Annotated in this window: 17 protein-coding genes and 1 tRNA gene; 10 read left to right on the top strand and 8 right to left on the bottom strand. The window is 60.8% G+C overall.

Going from position 1 to position 18,529, the window contains the following annotated elements; translation table 11 throughout:
* Nucleotides 1–123 precede the first annotated feature (123 nt).
* Nucleotides 124–939 (top strand): inositol-phosphate phosphatase, encoded by an 816-nt coding sequence (gene suhB / locus GYM54_RS19725; protein WP_131651190.1) that lies wholly within the window; start codon nucleotides 124–126, stop codon nucleotides 937–939.
* A gap of 60 nt (nucleotides 940–999) precedes the next feature.
* On the opposite strand, the gene GYM54_RS19720 is transcribed toward suhB, so the two are convergent.
* The 6 genes from GYM54_RS19720 to queA all read right to left on the bottom strand — a co-directional run bounded on the left by GYM54_RS19720 (nucleotide 1,000) and on the right by queA (nucleotide 7,010).
* The gene (locus GYM54_RS19720) at nucleotides 1,000–1,533 is read right to left on the bottom strand and encodes a glycine zipper 2TM domain-containing protein (RefSeq protein ID WP_131651189.1); all 534 of its coding nucleotides are present in this window, start codon (nucleotides 1,531–1,533) and stop codon (nucleotides 1,000–1,002) included.
* 73 nt (nucleotides 1,534–1,606) lie between these two features.
* Entirely contained in the window at nucleotides 1,607–2,515 is a 909-nt protein-coding gene (secF, locus tag GYM54_RS19715; protein WP_197445459.1) for a protein translocase subunit SecF, read from the bottom strand.
* Nucleotides 2,516–2,527: 12 nt separating this feature from the next.
* Nucleotides 2,528–4,396 (bottom strand): protein translocase subunit SecD, encoded by a 1,869-nt coding sequence (gene secD / locus GYM54_RS19710; protein ID WP_181101701.1) that lies wholly within the window; start codon nucleotides 4,394–4,396, stop codon nucleotides 2,528–2,530.
* Nucleotides 4,397–4,462: 66 nt separating this feature from the next.
* Nucleotides 4,463–4,792: a preprotein translocase subunit YajC gene (yajC, locus tag GYM54_RS19705; RefSeq protein WP_131651186.1), complete on the bottom strand. Its 330-nt coding sequence runs from the start codon at nucleotides 4,790–4,792 to the stop codon at nucleotides 4,463–4,465.
* 38 nt (nucleotides 4,793–4,830) lie between these two features.
* Complete coding sequence (gene tgt / locus GYM54_RS19700) at nucleotides 4,831–5,946, bottom strand: tRNA guanosine(34) transglycosylase Tgt (protein ID WP_165914257.1); 1,116 nt, start codon at nucleotides 5,944–5,946, stop codon at nucleotides 4,831–4,833.
* 14 nt (nucleotides 5,947–5,960) lie between these two features.
* Nucleotides 5,961–7,010, bottom strand: coding sequence for a tRNA preQ1(34) S-adenosylmethionine ribosyltransferase-isomerase QueA (gene queA, locus GYM54_RS19695; protein WP_131651184.1), 1,050 nt, complete (start codon nucleotides 7,008–7,010; stop codon nucleotides 5,961–5,963).
* Between the two features lie 114 nt (nucleotides 7,011–7,124).
* Here queA and GYM54_RS19690 point away from each other — a divergent pair.
* From GYM54_RS19690 to GYM54_RS19680, 3 genes are all read left to right on the top strand, one after another.
* Nucleotides 7,125–7,211, top strand: a tRNA-Leu gene (locus GYM54_RS19690).
* Between the two features lie 469 nt (nucleotides 7,212–7,680).
* Nucleotides 7,681–7,893 (top strand): cold-shock protein, encoded by a 213-nt coding sequence (locus GYM54_RS19685; protein WP_003284681.1) that lies wholly within the window; start codon nucleotides 7,681–7,683, stop codon nucleotides 7,891–7,893.
* A 95-nt stretch (nucleotides 7,894–7,988) separates the two neighbouring features.
* The gene (locus tag GYM54_RS19680) at nucleotides 7,989–8,486 is read left to right on the top strand and encodes an RDD family protein (RefSeq protein ID WP_131651183.1); all 498 of its coding nucleotides are present in this window, start codon (nucleotides 7,989–7,991) and stop codon (nucleotides 8,484–8,486) included.
* A 47-nt stretch (nucleotides 8,487–8,533) separates the two neighbouring features.
* Here the strand turns inward: GYM54_RS19680 and lptG are convergent, their stop codons facing one another.
* Together lptG and lptF are read right to left on the bottom strand one after the other, a co-directional pair.
* Entirely contained in the window at nucleotides 8,534–9,595 is a 1,062-nt protein-coding gene (lptG, locus tag GYM54_RS19675; RefSeq protein ID WP_181101703.1) for an LPS export ABC transporter permease LptG, read from the bottom strand.
* Complete coding sequence (lptF, locus tag GYM54_RS19670) at nucleotides 9,588–10,709, bottom strand: LPS export ABC transporter permease LptF (RefSeq protein ID WP_131651181.1); 1,122 nt, start codon at nucleotides 10,707–10,709, stop codon at nucleotides 9,588–9,590. Before lptF ends, lptG begins: the two co-directional genes overlap by 8 nt.
* Nucleotides 10,710–10,892: 183 nt before the next feature.
* Here lptF and GYM54_RS19665 point away from each other — a divergent pair, with 183 nt between their 5' ends.
* The 6 genes from GYM54_RS19665 to GYM54_RS19640 all read left to right on the top strand — a co-directional run bounded on the left by GYM54_RS19665 (nucleotide 10,893) and on the right by GYM54_RS19640 (nucleotide 18,520).
* Nucleotides 10,893–12,386 (top strand): leucyl aminopeptidase, encoded by a 1,494-nt coding sequence (locus GYM54_RS19665; protein ID WP_181101738.1) that lies wholly within the window; start codon nucleotides 10,893–10,895, stop codon nucleotides 12,384–12,386.
* A gap of 22 nt (nucleotides 12,387–12,408) precedes the next feature.
* Nucleotides 12,409–12,828, top strand: coding sequence for a DNA polymerase III subunit chi (locus GYM54_RS19660; RefSeq protein ID WP_181101740.1), 420 nt, complete (start codon nucleotides 12,409–12,411; stop codon nucleotides 12,826–12,828).
* Between the two features lie 127 nt (nucleotides 12,829–12,955).
* A complete protein-coding gene (locus tag GYM54_RS19655; protein ID WP_181101742.1) occupies nucleotides 12,956–13,318 on the top strand; it encodes a DNA polymerase III subunit chi in 363 nt (120 codons plus the stop codon).
* Nucleotides 13,319–13,490: 172 nt separating this feature from the next.
* Entirely contained in the window at nucleotides 13,491–16,325 is a 2,835-nt protein-coding gene (locus tag GYM54_RS19650; RefSeq protein ID WP_181101749.1) for a valine--tRNA ligase, read from the top strand.
* Between the two features lie 441 nt (nucleotides 16,326–16,766).
* Complete coding sequence (gene nhaD, locus GYM54_RS19645; RefSeq protein WP_131651176.1) at nucleotides 16,767–18,149, top strand: sodium:proton antiporter NhaD; 1,383 nt, start codon at nucleotides 16,767–16,769, stop codon at nucleotides 18,147–18,149.
* A gap of 74 nt (nucleotides 18,150–18,223) precedes the next feature.
* A complete protein-coding gene (locus GYM54_RS19640; RefSeq protein ID WP_131651175.1) occupies nucleotides 18,224–18,520 on the top strand; it encodes a helix-turn-helix domain-containing protein in 297 nt (98 codons plus the stop codon).
* Nucleotides 18,521–18,529 lie beyond the last annotated feature (9 nt).

The raw sequence follows: 18,529 nt of genomic DNA, 5'->3' as shown, positions 1-18,529 counted from the left end.
GAAAGCTTACAGGAAGGGATTACGCCTTCGCCATTACCGTCCCGACGGTCTCCATCCTCATACACCCGAGCCAGCTTTCTGATAGAATTGCCGGCTTTCTTTAAACGACCAGGTATTTGATCGATGCAGCCCATGCTGAATATCGCGCTGCGCGCCGCCCGTAGCGCCGGCGAAATGATTGTTCGTTCCACCGAGCGCCTGGACGTGATCTCGGTTAGCGAAAAGGACGCGCGCGATTACGTCTCGGAGATCGACCGAACAGCCGAACAGCTGATCGTTGCCGCGCTGCGCAAGGCTTATCCGAATCACGGCATTCTGGGCGAGGAAGGCGGACTGCTGGAAGGCAGCGGTGACGGCAAGGATTATCTCTGGGTGATCGACCCGCTGGATGGCACGACAAACTTTCTGCGGGGCGTCCCACACTATGCCGTCAGCATCGCCTGCAAATACCGTGGCCGTCTTGAGCATGCCGTCGTTCTCGATCCGGTTCGCCAGGAAGAATTCACCGCGAGCCGCGGTCGTGGCGCCGCGCTCAACGGCCGCCGATTGCGCGTCAGTACGCGCAAGAGCCTGGACGGCGCCCTGCTGGGTACCGGATTTCCGTTCCGCGACGGGCAAATGGACAACATGGACAGTTACCTGAACATGTTCCGCAGCCTAGTAGGACAAACCGCCGGGCTACGTCGCGCCGGCGCCGCCAGTCTGGACCTGGCCTATGTCGCCGCCGGCCGCTATGACGCCTTCTGGGAGTTCGGGCTTTCCGAATGGGATATGGCCGCCGGCGCACTACTAATCCAGGAAGCTGGCGGCCTTGTCAGTGATTTCAGTGGTAGTCACGATTTCCTTGAGAAGGGCCAGATCGTCGCGGGCAACACCAAATGCTTCAAAGCGGTACTGACTGCTATCCAGCCGCACCTCACGCCGTCACTGAAACGCTGAGCTAGCGGCAGCACAAAAAAACGCCCCGCGGGGCGTTTTTTTATTCAGACCAAAAACTACTCACTGCTGCGTCAGCATGAGCTGACCGTCCTGCACGGGGATGCGATTACCGGGATCGCGATCCATCCGCACCGTACCGACCTTCCCATCCAGATCGTACTGGACCTCATAGCCAACCACCTTGTCATGAGTGTCGGTGACCGTATTGCAGCGGGTCTCGGTGGCGGTGTAAGTATCGTTGGCCTGCATCCGCTCTTGCACCTGATTACCGGCGTAACCACCGCCCACCGCCCCGGCGACCGTCGCGATCTTCTTGCCGGTGCCACCACCGACCTGATTGCCGAGCAACCCGCCGACCACAGCTCCTACCGCTGTGCCAGCGATGCGATGCTGGTCCTGTACCGGCTTCTGCCGTGTAACCGTCACTTCCTTGCAGACTTCCCGAGGCGTCTTGATCGTTTCCGTGACAGGCTCCACCTTAAGGACCTCAGCGAACTTCGGCCCGCGGTCAACCAGCGTGTAAGTGGCAAATGCGCCACCCGCGGTCACCACTACCGCTCCTAGTACCGCACCCACCAGCATCGATTTATTCACTGCGTTTTCCTTCTTCCGACGGGCAAGGCCCCGTTGCGGCGGCTTAGGCAGCCGAGCCCGTCAGAAGTTCGCCTCAGGGTCGCTCGTCGACCTCTTCCACCACTGGCGGAATCAGATCATCGCGGGTCAACTTCAACGCGATAAGGAAGACACCGGCAATGTAGACGGACGAATAGGTTCCGGCACCAACCCCGATGAGCAACGCCAGCGAGAAGCCCCAGAGGTTTTCCCCACCGAAGAACATCAACGCGCCTACCGCAAGCAGGGTGGACACCGAGGTGGCCAAGGTCCGCAGCAGCGTTTGGGTGGTAGATATATTGATGTTCTCGAGCAGCTCCGCCTTGCGCAACATGCGAAAGTTCTCGCGGATCCTATCGAAGATCACGATGGTATCGTTGAGCGAATAGCCGATCACCGCGAGCACCGCAGCCAACACGGTCAGGTCGAACGAAATCTGAAAGAATGAAAAGACACCCAGCACCACAATCACGTCGTGGAAAAGTGACAGCACCGCACCCAAACCGAACTTCCATTGAAAGCGGAACGCGACGTAGACCAGGATGCCACCAAGGGCAAGCAGCATGCCCAACCCACCCTGGTCGCGCAGCTCCTCACCTACCGCCGGCCCAACGAACTCGACGCGTTTGACGGTGACGGCGCTGGCAGCCTCATGGCCACGCAGCGCCTCGGCGATACGCTCGCCCAGCATAGGATCGTCGCCCGGCATTCTCACCAGCACGTCGGTCGTGGCACCAAAACTCTGAACCACGGCCTCACCGAAATCGGAGCGGGACAGCTGCGCCCGCACTTCATCCAGCGCGACCGGTTGCTCGTAAGACAGCTCGATCAACGTGCCACCGGTAAAGTCCAGGCCGAAGTTCAGCCCCTTCACCGCCAGACTGCCGAGGGAAGCAAGCGTGAGTATTACCGTCAGGGCGAAAGCCACATGACGCACACCCATGAAATTGATTACGCGTTTCATCGTGCTAGCCCCTTAAATCCACAACTTCTTGAGATCGCGGCCGCCGTAGATCACGTTGACCATGGCGCGGGTCACGAGTATTGCCGTGAACATTGACGTCAGGATTCCGAGCGAGAGCGTGACGGCGAAGCCCTTGATCGGACCAGTCCCCATCGCAAACAGGATGCCGCCAACCAGCAATGTAGTCAGGTTGCCGTCGATGATCGCCGAAAAAGCCCGATCGAAACCTTCGTGGATGGCGCGCTGCACTGACATCCCGTTCTGAATCTCCTCGCGAATCCGCGAGAAAATCAGCACGTTGGCATCCACCGCCATACCCATGGTCAGCACGATACCGGCGATACCCGGCAGCGTCAGGGTCGCACCCAGCATCGACATCAGCGCGGTCAGCAGCACCATGTTGAATAGCAGCGCGACGGTTGCCAGCACACCGAAGAACTTGTAGATCAACACCATGAAGATCGCGACGAACAGGAAGCCCCACAGAGCCGCCTCGACGCCCAGCTTGATATTCTCGGCACCCAGGCTTGGGCCGATGGTACGTTCTTCGGCGAAGTACATCGGTGCCGCCAGACCACCTGCGCGCAGTAGCAGCGCGAGTTCCGAAGACTCACCCTGCCCATCGAGGCCGGTGATGCGGAACTGGCTACCCAGCGGCGACTGGATGGTCGCCAGGCTGATGATTCTTTTCTCTTCCTGGAAGGTTTCGACGCGCACTTCCTGCTCGACGCCATCGACCATTTGCTTCACATAACGGGTCTGCGGCCGCTGCTCGATGAAGATCACCGCCATGCTGCGCCCGACGCTGTTGCGCGTGGCCCGGTTCATCAACTCACCACCATGCCCATCCAGACGGATATTGACCTGCGGACGACCATTCTCGTCGTAGCTGGCCTGGGCATCGGTCACCTGATCGCCGGTGATGATCAGCGAGCGCTCCAGCTGTGCCGGCGGACGGCCCTCCTGGCGGAACTCGAAGGTCTCGGTGGTCGCACGCGGGGCATCCATCTCGGCTGCCAGGCGGAATTCCAGATTGGCAGTCTTGCCAAGGATTCGCTTGGCTTCCGCAGTGTCCTGTACGCCCGGCAATTCGACCACGATGCGGTTGGCGCCCTGGCGCTGTACCAGCGGCTCGGAAACGCCCAGTTCGTTGACCCGGTTGCGAACCGTTGTGAGGTTCTGCTTGATGGAGTACTCGCGGATCTCCGCCAGCTTCGCCTCGGTAATAGCCAGACGCAGCACCTGATGGCCGTTGCGTTCGCTGGAAGTAATCTCAAAATCGTTGAAGTTCTTGCGGATCAGAGCCTGAGCGGTGGATAGCGTCGCCTGGTCTGCAAAGCCCAGCTGCACCGCGTTGTCCTGCATGGGCAGGCTACGATAGCGGACACGCTCCTTGCGTAGCAGGCTCTTGACCTCCCCCTCATAGACGTTCAAGCGAGTCTCGATAGCCTTGTCCATATCCACTTCGAGCAGGAAGTGCACGCCACCGGACAGGTCCAGGCCGAGCTTCATCGGGCTCGCGCCGAGACTGCGCAACCAGTCGGGCGTGGTCGGTGCCAGGTTGAGAGCAACAACATAGGCATCACCTAGAGCGCGGCGGATCACGTCTTTGGCCGGCAGCTGATCGTCCTGGTGCAGCAGACGCAGCAGACCACCGCGACCCTGTTCGTCCAGCGAGACGTCCTTGACTTCAATTCCAGCCTCTTCGAGCGCTGTACTGGCTCGGCTAAGATCAGCCTCGGTCACGTTCAGCGAAGTGGTTGCGCCGGTGATCTGTACAGCTGGATCGTCGGGATAAAGATTGGGGGCCGAATAAATGCAAGCAACCGCCAGCACCACCAGTATCAGCAGGTATTTCCAGAGGGGGAATCTATTGAGCATGACGCAGCCCGTCTAATGACGCGGGGCGCCTTGCGCGCCCCGTCGTGGTATTGAATTGAACTCGGCTCAGATGGCTTTCAGAGTGCCCTTGGGCAGCGTCGCGGCAATCGCGACCTTCTGGAACTTCAGCTCAACGTTGTCGGAAACCTCGATAACGACAAAATCGTCAGCCACCTTGGTGACCTTGCCGGCAATGCCACCGGAAGTAACCACTTCATCGCCCTTCTGCAGGCCACCGATCAGGTTCTTGTGGTCCTTGGCGCGCTTGGCCTGGGGACGCCAGATCATCAGGTAGAAGATGACCAGGAAGCCGACCAGGAACAACCACTCGAAACCACTACCAGCGGGACCAGCGGCAGCCTCTTGTGCGTAGGCGGCGGGAATCAGAAAGCTCATGTAGCACTCCTGTTGCAGAGATAGTTGGTATGAATTCGTCACGCAAGCGGCGGGGTTGGCAGACCGCGCTTGGCATAGAAGGCGTCGACAAAGGTCGCCAATGTACCCTGCTGGATAGCATCGCGTAAACCGGCCATCAGACGCTGGTAGTGACGCAGGTTGTGGATTGTATTCAACATGCTGCCCAGCATTTCGCCGCACTTGTCCAAATGGTGCAGATAGGCGCGGGAGAAGTGTTTGCAGGTGTAACAATCGCAGCCGGCATCCAGCGGTGAATCATCGTGCCGATGCACCGCATTGCGAATCTTGATCACGCCAGTGTCGGTAAACAGATGGCCGTTGCGGGCATTGCGGGTCGGCATTACGCAGTCGAACATGTCCACGCCGCGACGCACACCCTCAACTAAGTCCTCGGGCTTGCCGACCCCCATGAGATAGCGGGGCTTGTCGGCCGGCATCCGCGACGGCAGGAAATCCAGCACCCGGATCATCTCTTCCTTCGGCTCTCCCACCGACAGCCCGCCGATCGCCAGACCGTCGAAGCCAATCTCGCACAGCCCTTCCAGCGAGCGCATGCGCAGCGATTCGTGCATACCGCCCTGGACGATGCCGAACAGCGCCGCGACGCTATCGCCGTGCGCCTCCTTGGAGCGCTTGGCCCAGCGCAGCGACAACTCCATGGAACGCCGCGCCACCTCCTCGTCGGCCGGATAGGGCGTGCATTCATCGAAGATCATCACGATATCGGAGCCTAGGTCGCGCTGGACCTGCATCGACTCTTCCGGCCCCATGAATACTTTTGCGCCATCGACCGGAGAAGCGAAGTAGACACCCTCCTCCTTGATCTTGCGCATCGCGCCCAGGCTGAACACCTGGAAACCACCTGAATCGGTCAGGATCGGCCCCTTCCATTGCATGAAATCATGCAGATCACCGTGGGCCTTGATCACTTCGGTGCCGGGACGCAGCCACAGGTGGAAGGTATTACCGAGAATGATCTCGGCACCGATTTCCTCGACATCACGCGGCAACATGCCCTTGACCGTGCCGTAAGTACCCACCGGCATGAACGCCGGCGTCTCCACCGTGCCGCGCGGAAAGGTCAGGCGTCCGCGGCGCGCCCTGCCGTCGGTAGCAAGCAGTTCGAAGGACATATGGCAGGTACGACTCATGGGGTTTCCTCGGGGCCGCGCGGGGCCGGGTTGCGCGTGATGAACATGGCATCGCCGTAACTGAAGAAGCGATAACCCTCGGCGACGGCTTCAGCGTAGGCAGCCATGGTTTCCGGGTAGCCCGCAAACGCCGAGACCAGCATCAGTAGGGTCGATTCAGGCAGATGGAAGTTGGTCACCAGGGCATCCACCACATGAAAGGGCCGGCCTGGATAGATGAAAATGTCGGTATCGCCACTGAAAGCCTTAAGCGTGCCGTCGCGCGCCGCGCTCTCCAGCGAACGCACGCTGGTGGTACCTACCGCGATGACACGTCCACCGCGCTGACGACAGGCTGCAACGGCATCGACCACATCCTGGCCGACCTCGAGCCACTCGCGATGCATATGATGATCTTCGATGTGCTCGACGCGCACCGGTTGAAAGGTGCCAGCGCCCACGTGCAGCGTGACGAAAGCGCGCTCTACGCCTTTCTCTTGCAGTGCCGCCAGTAGCGGCGTATCGAAGTGCAACCCCGCCGTTGGCGCGGCGACAGCGCCGGCCCGCTGCGCATAAACCGTCTGATAGCGTTCGCGATCAGCGGTTTCGTCCGGTCGATCTATATAAGGAGGCAGCGGCATGTGCCCGACGCGATCGAGCAAGGGCAGCACGTCTTCCGCAAATTCCAGTTCGAACAGGGCGTCATGGCGCGCCAGCATCAGCGCCTCACCACCGCCCTCAATATGAATTTTTGTTCCCGGCTTCGGTGACTTGCTGGAGCGGATATGTGCTAGCACGCGACGACCATCGAGCACGCGCTCGACAAGCACCTCGACTTTGCCGCCCGTTTCCTTCTGGCCGAACAGACGCGCCGGAATCACCCGCGTGTCGTTGAAAACCATCAGATCGCCAGGCAACAGGTAGTCGAGCAGCTCGGCGAACCCACGATGTTCCAGCCGCCCGGTCATTCCATCGAGCACCAGCAGCCGGCTGGCCCGGCGCTCGGCCAGCGGGTGGCGAGCGATCAGCGAATCGGGGAGCTGAAAGGAGAAATCGGAAACTTGCATTGAAAATGATCAGCACGAGGCTTGGGGGCGCAAAGCTTAGCGGAAACGCCTCAATCTGACCACGCCAGACGATTGACCGACTCGCATTGCATCCCTATACTGCGCCGCCACTGTGCCTCGATGGCGGAATCGGTAGACGCAGCGGATTCAAAATCCGCCGTTGGTAACAACGTGAGAGTTCGAGTCTCTCTCGAGGCACCATGAATCAGAAGCCACAGGCAACCGATTGCCTTTGGAACAGGGGAACCGCGCAGCAGTAGCGGCATCACCCCAGCAGTATCGATGCGCCACGCGCATCAGCAAGCGCGACATGCTTCATCGGGCTATATCGCAGCACGCTCTGGAAGCGCTCATCGAGCGACAGCTTCGTAACGGCGCAGCGCATCTCGCTCCATGGCGACATCATAAAGAACGCAAGCAACGCTAAAGCGCGCCGAAATGGCGCCCCTGCAGTGGGCAAACTCTATGACTCCGAGGGCTTGGCATCGGCCGGCGAGTTATCGTAGAGTGTGCCCACTGTGTTTGCATGGGTCGCTGTTGAATCGTGACCTGGTGCAGTAGATCTTCAGATCCGCTACATCCCGTTCGACTCTTTACTCCTTGCAACCAGTCTCCGCTTCCTGCCCCATGCAGGGGCGCTTCTACTATTGAGTTTCAAGGATACAAAGACATGTCGAATCGTCAGAACGGTACCGTCAAGTGGTTTAACGACGAGAAAGGTTTTGGTTTCATCACTCCCGAGAGCGGTCCGGATCTGTTCGTGCACTTCCGCGCGATCGAAGGCAACGGCTTCAAGAGCCTGAAAGAAGGCCAGAAAGTCAGCTTCGTCGCTGTGCAAGGTCAAAAGGGCATGCAGGCTGACCAGGTGCAAATCCAGGAATAAGCCCTCACTCCGAAAAGCCCCTGATGGCAACATCAGGGGCTTTTTTATGCGCGTGATTCCGTAGAATGCGCACTGCCATTTTTAGCGAGACACCCATGCGCAACCATCTGCTCAGCCCGCAGGGCCAGTTTCCTGCAGCCGGCCTATTTCGCCGGCTCGCCGCAATCTTCTACGATTCGTTTCTTTCCATCGCACTGATGATGGTGGTCACGCTGCTCTACCAGCAGGGCGTGCTGCGCCTGATTTACGGCAGCGAAGGCCTGCAGGCATTGGCAGAAGCTGGCGGGCTGGACATCGATCCGATCCTGTCCACGCTGTTGCTGTTCAGCCTGTTCGGCTTTTTCGCCAAGTTCTGGACCCACAATGGCCAGACGCTTGGCATGCAGGTCTGGGGCGTGCGCATTCAGAACGCCGACGGCAGCGCCATCGACCTGTGGCAGGCGCTGCTGCGCTTTCTGATTGCAATCATGTCCTTGCTGGCGCTGGGGCTGGGCTATTGGTGGATGCTTTGGGACAAGCAGCACCGCACCTGGCATGACATCTATTCGGAAAGCCAGGTCGTTCAGCTACCGAAGAATATTCATAAGAAATAGCTTCAGGCTCGGCACTGCTCGCCGCCTAGTCGAGCGCTCTTGCATTACTAGCCCGCCCGCCGCAACAACCAAACGCCCGCTAGCGCACAGATGCCTGCGGGCACCGCCACCGCCAGCAGCGGCGAGAAGCCGAACACCTGGCTCGCCGGACCTAGCAGGTCTTGCAGAATGCGGAACACGAAGCCGACGATCACACCGGTGAAGATGCGCTGCCCGAGGGTCACCGAGCGCAACGGCCCGAAGATGAACGAGATGGCCAGCAGCATCAGCGCCACCGTCACCACCGGCTGCAGCACCTTGGTCCAGAACGCCAACCAGTAGCGCCCGTTATTCAGCCCTTGGTCGCCGAGGTAGTGGATATAGCGCCACAAGCCGGTGACGGACAGGGCATCAGGCTCCATGACGACGGTACCGACCAGCTGCGGCGTCAATAGCACGTCCCAATGCTCCTCGGCGGCCTTGACCACTTCGGTATGATCGCCGCGAAAATGCGTGGTAGCGACGTCGCTGAGCTGCCAATGATCGCCATCGTAGCGCGCCCGGCGGGCAAAACTTGCCGACAGAAGCTGCCGCTGCTCATCGAAACGGTAGCGAGTGACACCCAGCAGCAGACCGCTTGGCTGCACCGCATTGATGTGTACGAATTCTTCGCCCTGTCGATGCCAGAGGCCACGTTTGCTGCTTTGCGCCTCACCCGCCCCCTGCGCCGATGCCCGGTTGGCCTGAGCAATATTCTCGCTCCAAGGCGCCAGATATTCGCCAATCAGAATGCCTACCAGCATCAGCAGCAGCATCGGCTTCATCACGGCGACTACGATACGCCCGAGCGATACGCCAGCGGCACGCATGATGGTCAGCTCGCTGCTGCTGGCAAGCGTGCCGAGGCCGATGAGACAACCGATCAGTGCCGCCATCGGCAGCATTTCGTAGATTCGCGACGGCGTTGTGAGCAGGACGTAAACAGCGGCATTCAGCGTGCCGTAACTCCCCTTCACATCGCCCAGCTCGTCGATGAAAGCGAACAGCAACGCCAGCCCGACGATGATCCCGAGCACAGTGAGAATCGCCAGCAATACATGGCTGCCGATATAGCGATCGAGCTTACGCATGAGCGACCCCCGACCTGCTCCGACGCTTGCTGATGGCGAGCCTCAGCGGTTCCCAGTAAAGCATCAACATTCCTATCGCAAAGAAGATTGCATGCACCCACCAGAGCCCCAATGCAGCGGGGATCCGCCCCTTATCAAGGGAACCACGCGCAGCGATCAGCAGCGCCAGGTAGGTCATGTACAGAAGAATCGCAGGCAACAGCTTGAGGAAACGCCCCTGACGCGGATTGACCTTCGACAGCGGCACCGCAAGCAGGGTCACGATGAAGACCAGTAACGGCAGCGACAGGCGCCATTGCAGTTCGGACTGCAAGCGAATGTCGTCACTGCCGAACAGCTCACTGGTAGGCATCGCCTCGCGCTCGCTCAGTTCGACACTGACCTCAGGCTTTGGTAACAGTACGCCGTAGGTGTCGTACTGGATCGCGCGGTAATTGGCCTGCCCCGGATTGCCGTCGTAGCGGTAACCGTTTTCCAGAATCAGGTAGCGGCTTCCATCGGGCTGAATCTCCTGCCGACCGCTTTCGGCCACCAGCACGGATAGACCACGCTTCTCTCCGGTCGCCTCGGACAAGTTGGTTTCGGAGATGAATACGCCTGCCAGCTCCGTGCGGTCGTCGGTCAGCTCACGGGTATAAGTCACCCGAGTTCCGTCGCGCAGGGTTTGGAAGCGTCCGGGCACCAGCGTATCGAACTCGGTCAGCGAGTCTTGCTCATTGAGGATTCGATCGACTTCGGCAACACCTTGCGGCGCCAGGCCGAGACTCAGCCAGCCAACCAGCGCAGCGATCAGCGCGGCCGGCGCCAGACTGTAGACCAGCAGGCGTCGCTGGCTCATGCCGGTGGCCGAAAGGACGGTCATCTCGCTGTCGAGGTAGAGCCGGCCGTAGGCAAGCAGGATGCCGAGAAACAGGCCCAGCGGTAGAATCAGCTGCAGGAACCCGGGCAGGCGGAAGCCCATGATCATCAGAAGCACGCCCGGATCGAGAAGCCCCTGCGCAGCCTGCGCCAGGTATTTGATGAAACGTCCACTCATGATGATCACCAACAGCACGGCGCTGACGGCGCTCAAGGTGACCAGAAGCTCACGGGACAGGTAACGAAAGACGATCAAACCGGACACTCCAGGGTTGTCAGGCTCCGGCGGCTACGCTCAAACTAGCCGCCAATAGCCGGTCCGCCCGCAACAGGACGTTGAATTCACGCAGCACTCTCAACGCCCCGGTGGACGAACCACCGGAAAATAGGCCCGGCATTATCCTGCAAACCCGACTCTTTGTCTTGGGGACTCGACGCCATGGAATTCGTTGTAAAAACAACCAAAGCCGCTGCAGCCAAAACAGCCACCCTGGTTCTGCCAGTTGCCGAGGGGCAACTGCTCGGGGCTACTGCGCAGAGCGTGGACCAGGCCAGCGGCGGAGCCATCAGCACCGTACTGAAGCGCGGCGACCTACAAGGCAAGCCGGGCCAGACCCTACTGCTGCACAGCATGCCGGGCCTCAAGGCCGACCGCGTGCTGCTGGTTGGCATCGGCAAGGGGGACGAACTCGACGCTCGTCAGTGGCGCAAAGCCGCCGGCGCCGCATTCGGCGTTCTCAAGGGCCTCGGTGGCAACGACGCGACCTTCGCCCTGCAAGACGTTCAAGTGAAGGATCGCGACCTCTACGCGCGCACTCGCATGCTGGTCGAAGTGCTGGCTGATGGTCAGTACCGGTTCGATCAATTCAAGAGCAAGAAGAGCGACGCATCGGCGCTCGACAAGATCACTCTGCTCGTCGACAAGGCAAACCAGACTCAGGCCGAGCAAGCCGCACACCACGCCACCGCAATCGCCGCCGGAATGAGCTTCGCCCGCGACCTGGGCAACCTGCCGCCGAACATATGCCACCCCAGCTATATGGCCGAACAGGCCAGGCAGCTCGGCAAGGCATTCAAGGGGCTTAAAGTCGAGGTGCTGGATGAGAACAAGCTGCGCGAACTCGGCGCCGGCGCCTTCCTCGCCGTCTCCCAGGGCAGCGACCAGCCAGGCTGCATCGTGATCATGCAGTACAACGGTGGCAAGAAAGGCGAGCAGCCTTACGCGCTCGTCGGCAAAGGCATCACCTTTGACACAGGCGGCATCAGCCTCAAGCCCGGCCTGGGCATGGACGAAATGAAATACGACATGTGCGGCGCGGCCAGCGTGCTCGGCACCTTCCGCGCGGCATTGGAACTGCAGTTGCCTATCAACTTGGTCGGCCTGCTGGCATGCGCGGAGAACATGCCCAGCGGCAAGGCCACGCGCCCGGGCGACATCGTCACCACCATGAGCGGCCAGACGGTCGAGATCCTCAACACCGATGCCGAAGGCCGTCTGGTCCTTTGCGACACCCTGACGTATGCCGAGCGCTTCAAGCCGCGCGCCGTGATCGACGTCGCCACGCTGACCGGCGCCTGCATCGTTGCCCTGGGCAGCAACACCTCGGGCCTGCTGGGCAATGACGATGCGCTGCTGCAGCAGGTGCTGGGCGCCGGCCAGAAAGCCGATGACCGCGCCTGGCAACTGCCCCTCTTCGACGAATACCAGGAGCAACTGGACAGCCCCTTCGCTGACATCGCCAACATCGGCGGACCCAAGGCCGGCACGATCACCGCCGCGTGCTTCCTCTCGCGCTTCACCAAGGCCTATCCCTGGGCTCACCTGGACGTCGCCGGCACCGCCTGGATCAGTGGCGGCAAGGAAAAAGGCGCCAGCGGCCGTCCTGTGCCCCTGCTGACCCAGTACCTGCTGGATCGAGCCGAGCAGGCATGAGACAGGCGAGCGGGAACCGGACATGACACGGGTCGAGTTCTATGTGTTGCCCGATAGCGAACCGGCAGGCCGAGCCAAAGCGGCCTGCCTGCTGGCGAGCAAGGGCTGGCAGCACGGGATGCCGGTGTTCATTCGCTGCGACGACAGCCAACAGTGCGGTCAGCTGGACGAGCTGCTGTGGAGCTTTCGCGCCGAACGCTTCATACCGCACGAACTGCACGACGACGATCCGCATGCGCCGGTGGTGATCGGCACGGAGCAACCACCCGCCACTGCCCAAGGTCTGCTGATCAATCTGGCGCCAACGCTATCGCCACATACCGATCAGTTCAGCCGCGTGATCGAGATCGTCAACCAACAACCGGAGCTACTAAGCCTTTGCCGAGACAATTTCCGCCTCTATCGGCAACGTGGCTATGAACCGAAGCGAGTCGAACTGTAGCGCCAGTGCCGCTGGGTTCGGCGAACTCATCGCCTTATCGACGAGTCAACAACGATAGGCATCGGGCTCATCCCGTTTAACGAGCGCCACGACCACCTGGACGCTTAATCTCCGGAAACCACCGTACATGACGCAAACGCCAAAACCCACCCATCTACTCGACGACCTGGAGTCCATCCGTGCGCTGCTAGGAGATCAGGACCCGCCCGTGTTGAGCGAGACGCTGGATCCGGACAGCATCCCTGTGCTCTCGGAAATCGTCCAACCCGCACCTTCCGCAACAAGCCAGCCAGAGCCGGAGCCCCGCGAACCCGCCGTCCGTACGGCTTTTCGTACCTTGGCCGAGCGCCATCTCGATCTCGAATTGCGCACCGCCGCGCAATTGATCCTGCAAGAAGTGATCGACGACTTCGTTCCGCAGATCGAAGCCGAGCTGCGGCATCGACTGGAAGCCCGAGCCGAGCAACTGATCAAGACCCATCGCACCTGAGCTGCCGATACGGCAACTCAGCCGCTTTTCGATAACACCCCTTCCAACCCAGTCCAGACCAGCTGTCGCCTCGATCGCGGCGCGATAAAAGCGCCATTGCGGTTCTGCCACCCGCGTACTTACCTTTATACTCTCCGGTTTTTCCGACCAGCCGTTCTAAGGGTCCCGCCGAATGGACAAGACCTACCAGCCGCACGCCATCGAGACTTCCTGGTACCAGACCTGGGAATCGAACAACTATTTCGCACCCCAGGGTTCGGGCGAGCCCTACACCATCATGATCCCGCCGCCGAACGTTACCGGCAGCCTGCACATGGGTCATGGCTTCAACAACGCCATCATGGACGCGCTGATCCGCTTCCGCCGCATGCAGGGCCGCAACACCCTGTGGCAGCCGGGCACCGACCACGCGGGCATCGCCACGCAGATGGTAGTCGAGCGCCAGCTGGGCGCCCAAGGCGTCAATCGCCACGATCTGGGCCGTGCCAAGTTTCTCGAGAAGGTCTGGGAGTGGAAGCACGAGTCTGGTGGCAACATCACCCGGCAGATTCGCCGCCTGGGCTCCTCGGTGGACTGGTCGCGCGAGCGCTTCACCATGGACGAGGGCCTGTCCGAAGCGGTCAAGGAAGCCTTCGTGCGCCTGCACGAGGACGGCCTGATCTATCGCGGCAAGCGCCTGGTCAACTGGGACACCAAGCTGCACACCGCTATTTCCGACCTGGAAGTGGAAAACCACGACGAGAAGGGCCATCTCTGGCATCTGCGCTATCCGCTGGCTGACGGTGCGCGCACCGCCGATGGCAAGGATTATTTGGTGGTCGCCACCACCCGCCCGGAAACCATGCTCGGTGACGCCGCCGTCGCCGTGCATCCCGAGGACGAGCGCTACAAGGACCTGATCGGTCGCCACATCATGCTGCCGCTGGTCAATCGCCTGATTCCCATCGTCGCCGACGATTACGTCGACCTCGAGTTCGGTACCGGCTGCGTGAAGATCACTCCGGCGCACGACTTCAACGACTATGAAGTTGGCAAGCGCCACAGGCTGCCGTTGATCAATATCTTCGATCAGAACGCAGCGATCCTGGCCCGCGCCCAGGTGTTCCATATCGACGGCACGCTGAACGACAAGGTCGACCCGAGCCTGCCCGACGGCTATGCGCGCATGGACCGCTTCGACGCGCGCAAGGCCATCGTCGCCGAATTCGAGGCCATGAGCCTGTTGGAGAAGATCGACGACCACGCACTGAAAGTCCCGCGTGGCGATCGCTCCGGCACCATCATCGAGCCCTGGCTGACCGACCAGTGGTACGTCTCCACCAAGCCGCTGGCGGAAAAAGCCATCGCTGCGGTGGAAAGCGGCGAGATCCAGTTCGTTCCCAAGCAGTACGAGAACATGTACTTCAGCTGGATGCGCGACATCCAGGACTGGTGCATCAGCCGCCAGCTGTGGTGGGGCCACCGCATTCCGGCCTGGTACGACGAAGCCGGCCACGTCTACGTCGGCCGCGACGAGATGGAAATCCGCCGCAAGTACAACCTCGGCAATGAAGTGGAGCTGCGCCAGGACGAGGACGTGCTGGACACCTGGTTCAGCTCCGGCCTGTGGACCTTCTCCACCCTCGGCTGGCCCGAGCAGACCGATTTCCTCAAGACCTTCCACCCCACCGATGTGCTGGTCACCGGCTTCGACATCATCTTCTTCTGGGTCGCCCGAATGATCATGCTCTCGACCCACCTGACCGGGCAGATCCCGTTCAAGACCGTCTACGTCCACGGTCTGGTGCGCGATGGCCAGGGCCAGAAGATGTCCAAGTCAAAGGGCAACGTGCTCGATCCGCTGGACATCGTCGACGGCATCACCCTGGACGAACTGCTGCAAAAACGCACCAGCGGCATGATGCAACCCAAGCTCGCCGAGAAGATCGCCAAGCAGACCCGCGCCGAGTTCCCCGAAGGCATCGCCAGCTACGGTACCGACGCGCTGCGCTTCACGTTCTGCTCGCTGGCCTCCACCGGTCGCGATGTGAAGTTCGACATGGGCCGCGTCGAGGGCTACCGCAACTTCTGCAACAAGCTGTGGAACGCCGCCAACTTCGTCTTCGAGAACACCGAAGGCAAGGACACGGGAATCAATGGTGAGCCCGTTGAACTGTCCTCCGTGGATCGCTGGATCATCTCCGCGCTGCAACGCACCGAAGCCGAAGTGACCCGCCAGTTGGAAAACTTCCGCTTCGACCTGGCCGCGCAAGCCCTATACGAATTCGTCTGGGACGAGTACTGCGCCTGGTATCTGGAGCTGGTCAAACCAGTGCTCTGGGACGAAACCGCAAGCGCCGACCGCCAGCGCGGCACCCGCCGCACCCTGGTGCGCGTACTGGAAACCGCGCTGCGCCTGGCGCATCCGTTCATGCCCTTCATCACCGAGGAAATCTGGCAGCGCGTCGCGCCGCTGGCGGGCAAGACCGGTCCGACCCTGATGCTGCAACCCTGGCCGGAATACAACCCCGAGCGCCTCGACGAGGCAGCAGAAGGCGATATCGAGTGGGTCAAGGCGTTCATGCTGGGCATTCGCCAGATCCGTGGCGAGATGAATATCTCCATGGCCAAGCGCATCGACGTGGTGCTAGGCAATGCCTCGGAAACGGACCTGCGCCGCCTCGGTGAGAACGAGCCGCTGTTGAAGAAGCTGGCCAAGCTCGAAAGCGTCCGTGTGCTTAGCGAAGGCGAAGAGGCACCGCTGTCCGCCACCGCCCTGGTCGGCGACCTGCAGGTACTGGTGCCCATGGCTGGCCTGATCGACAAGGACGCCGAACTGGCGCGCCTGGACAAGGAAATCGGCCGTCTCGATGGCGAGGTCAAGCGCGTCGGCGGCAAGCTCTCCAACGCCGGCTTCGTCGACAAGGCGCCGGCCGAGGTGATCGACAAGGAACGCGCCAAACTGGCCGAAGCCGAACAGGCAAAAGCCCGACTGGTGGAACAGCGCGAGCGCATCGCCGGGCTGTGATGGTTAGCTGATCGCAGCGGCTCGCCGTTGCGATCAGTAGCAAAACGGAGTGCGCTGGCACCGGCTGGCGCTCTTCGTCTTGAGCGCCCACGGTCATTTCCAGCCTTACCTTAAACCGAACGCCAGCCTGTTTGAATCGCGCTTGATCAGTGACAAGTTATAACCGGCACCGCCGGTACAATATGACTCACAACAAAATCCCGAATAACAACTGGCAGGCCGAGCCAACGCAGAAGCTCTACGACATGAACTAAGCCCGCAGCACAGCGAGCCCGACCGGGCAGCCGTACGCGACCGTCACACGCAGGTAGCTACCTTTCCGTATACGGTTTTCTAACTTACTTCACTCGCTAAAGCCCATCGCCATTTTGAGCCTGCCAACGACCGAGCCGTTCGGCATTCCGAACCGCCGGTCCGGTTTCTCAAGATGGAGCCCCTCCGATGTATGCACTCATGGCTGTTGTGTTTGTTCTGGGCTATCTCTGTATAGCCTTCGAACACCCACTCAAGATCGACAAAGCCGCCGCCGCGCTGCTCACCGCAGTGCTGACCTGGACCGTACTGATATTAGGTGCGGACAGCATTCTGCCGCTGCTGCAACCAGGCAGTCATGATCCAGGCGACTCATCGGCCGTAGTGGTCGAATCGTTGCGCCACCACCTCGGCGAGATATCGGAAATCCTGTTCTTTCTGCTTGGCGCGATGACCATCGTCGAGCTGATCGACTCCCACGAGGGCTTCAAGGCCATCACCGACCGAATTCAGACACGCAAGCGCGTTCATCTGCTATGGATCATCGGCTTCCTGACCTTCTTCCTGTCAGCCGCGCTGGACAACCTGACCACTACGATCGTTATGGTTTCGCTGCTACGCAAACTGATCCGCGGGCGTCCGGAACGCTGGCTGTACGTGGGCATCGTGGTGATCGCCGCCAACGCCGGTGGTGCCTGGTCGCCGATTGGCGACGTGACCACTACCATGCTCTGGATCGGTGGCCAGATCACCGCCTCCGGCGTTATCACTGGCCTGTTCCTGCCGAGCCTGGTCTGCCTGTTGGTGCCATTGATCATCCTCAGCTTCCGCTTGCGTGGCGAGGCGCCGCGGCCACGTGTGCGGGCGCACCTTGCCGAACACAGCTCATCGGCTACCACTCCGTTCGAGCGCAACCTGGTTCTGGCGCTCGGTCTCGGGGCCCTGCTGTTCGTGCCGATCTTTAAAACCGTGACACACCTGCCGCCTTACATGGGCATCCTCTTCGGCCTCGGAGTGCTTTGGATCACCACTGAATTCATCCACCGCCATAAGAATGACGAGGACAAACATCCGCTTTCGGTCGTCGGCGTGCTGCGCAAGGTCGATACCCCCAGCGTGCTGTTCTTTCTCGGCATCCTGCTGGCCGTCGCGGCACTGGCCACTGCCGGTCACCTGACGCAGGTCGCTACGGCGCTACGCGAGACGATGGGCCACATCTATCCCATCAACTACGCCATCGGCCTGCTATCGGCTGTAGTCGACAACGTGCCGCTGGTTGCCGGTTCGATGAAAATGTACCCGCTGGTGAGCCCGGCTATGCTTGCCGAAGCCGCGGCTGACGAAACCGTATGGCTCTCGCAATTTGTCGTCGATGGCAATTTCTGGGAAATGCTCGCCTACTGCGCCGGCACCGGCGGTAGCACGCTGATCATCGGCTCGGCGGCGGGCGTTGCAGCAATGGGCATGGAGAAGATCAGCTTCACTTGGTATATCAAGCGGGTCAGCCTGCTAGCTTTCCTCGGCTACACAGCCGGCGCGGTCACTTACATCGGCATGCTCGCGCTGCGTTAATCGATACGCCTCGTTCTGTGCCGTTGAAGCCTCGCATAGGCTCAACGGCACAGAACCACTGTCATGGAACCGTGATGACTGTCAGCAAAACCAGAAGCAGTTTCTACCGTCGACTCTACGTCGCCTGGCTGATCGACAGCGGTGCAGCCACCAGCGTGCCCGCGCTGGTCGCCGCGACCGGGATGCCAAGGCGCACAGCCCAAGACACCCTGACCGCACTGGCCGATCTCGATATCGACTGCCGCTTCGCCCAGGAGGACGGCGAGCGGCATAACGCCGGTCAATACCGCATCCACGACTGGGGCGCGATCGACCGCCATTGGATCGAGCGCAACCTGCCCCAGCTCAAATCCGTTCTCGGCTACCCCTGAGCGCCGTTC

The sequence above is a fragment of the Pseudomonas sp. MTM4 genome, from assembly GCF_019355055.1.
GTDB lineage: Bacteria > Pseudomonadota > Gammaproteobacteria > Pseudomonadales > Pseudomonadaceae > Stutzerimonas.
The sequence above is the reverse complement of the archived record's forward strand: the minus strand, read 5'-3'. Positions and strand labels throughout refer to the sequence as shown.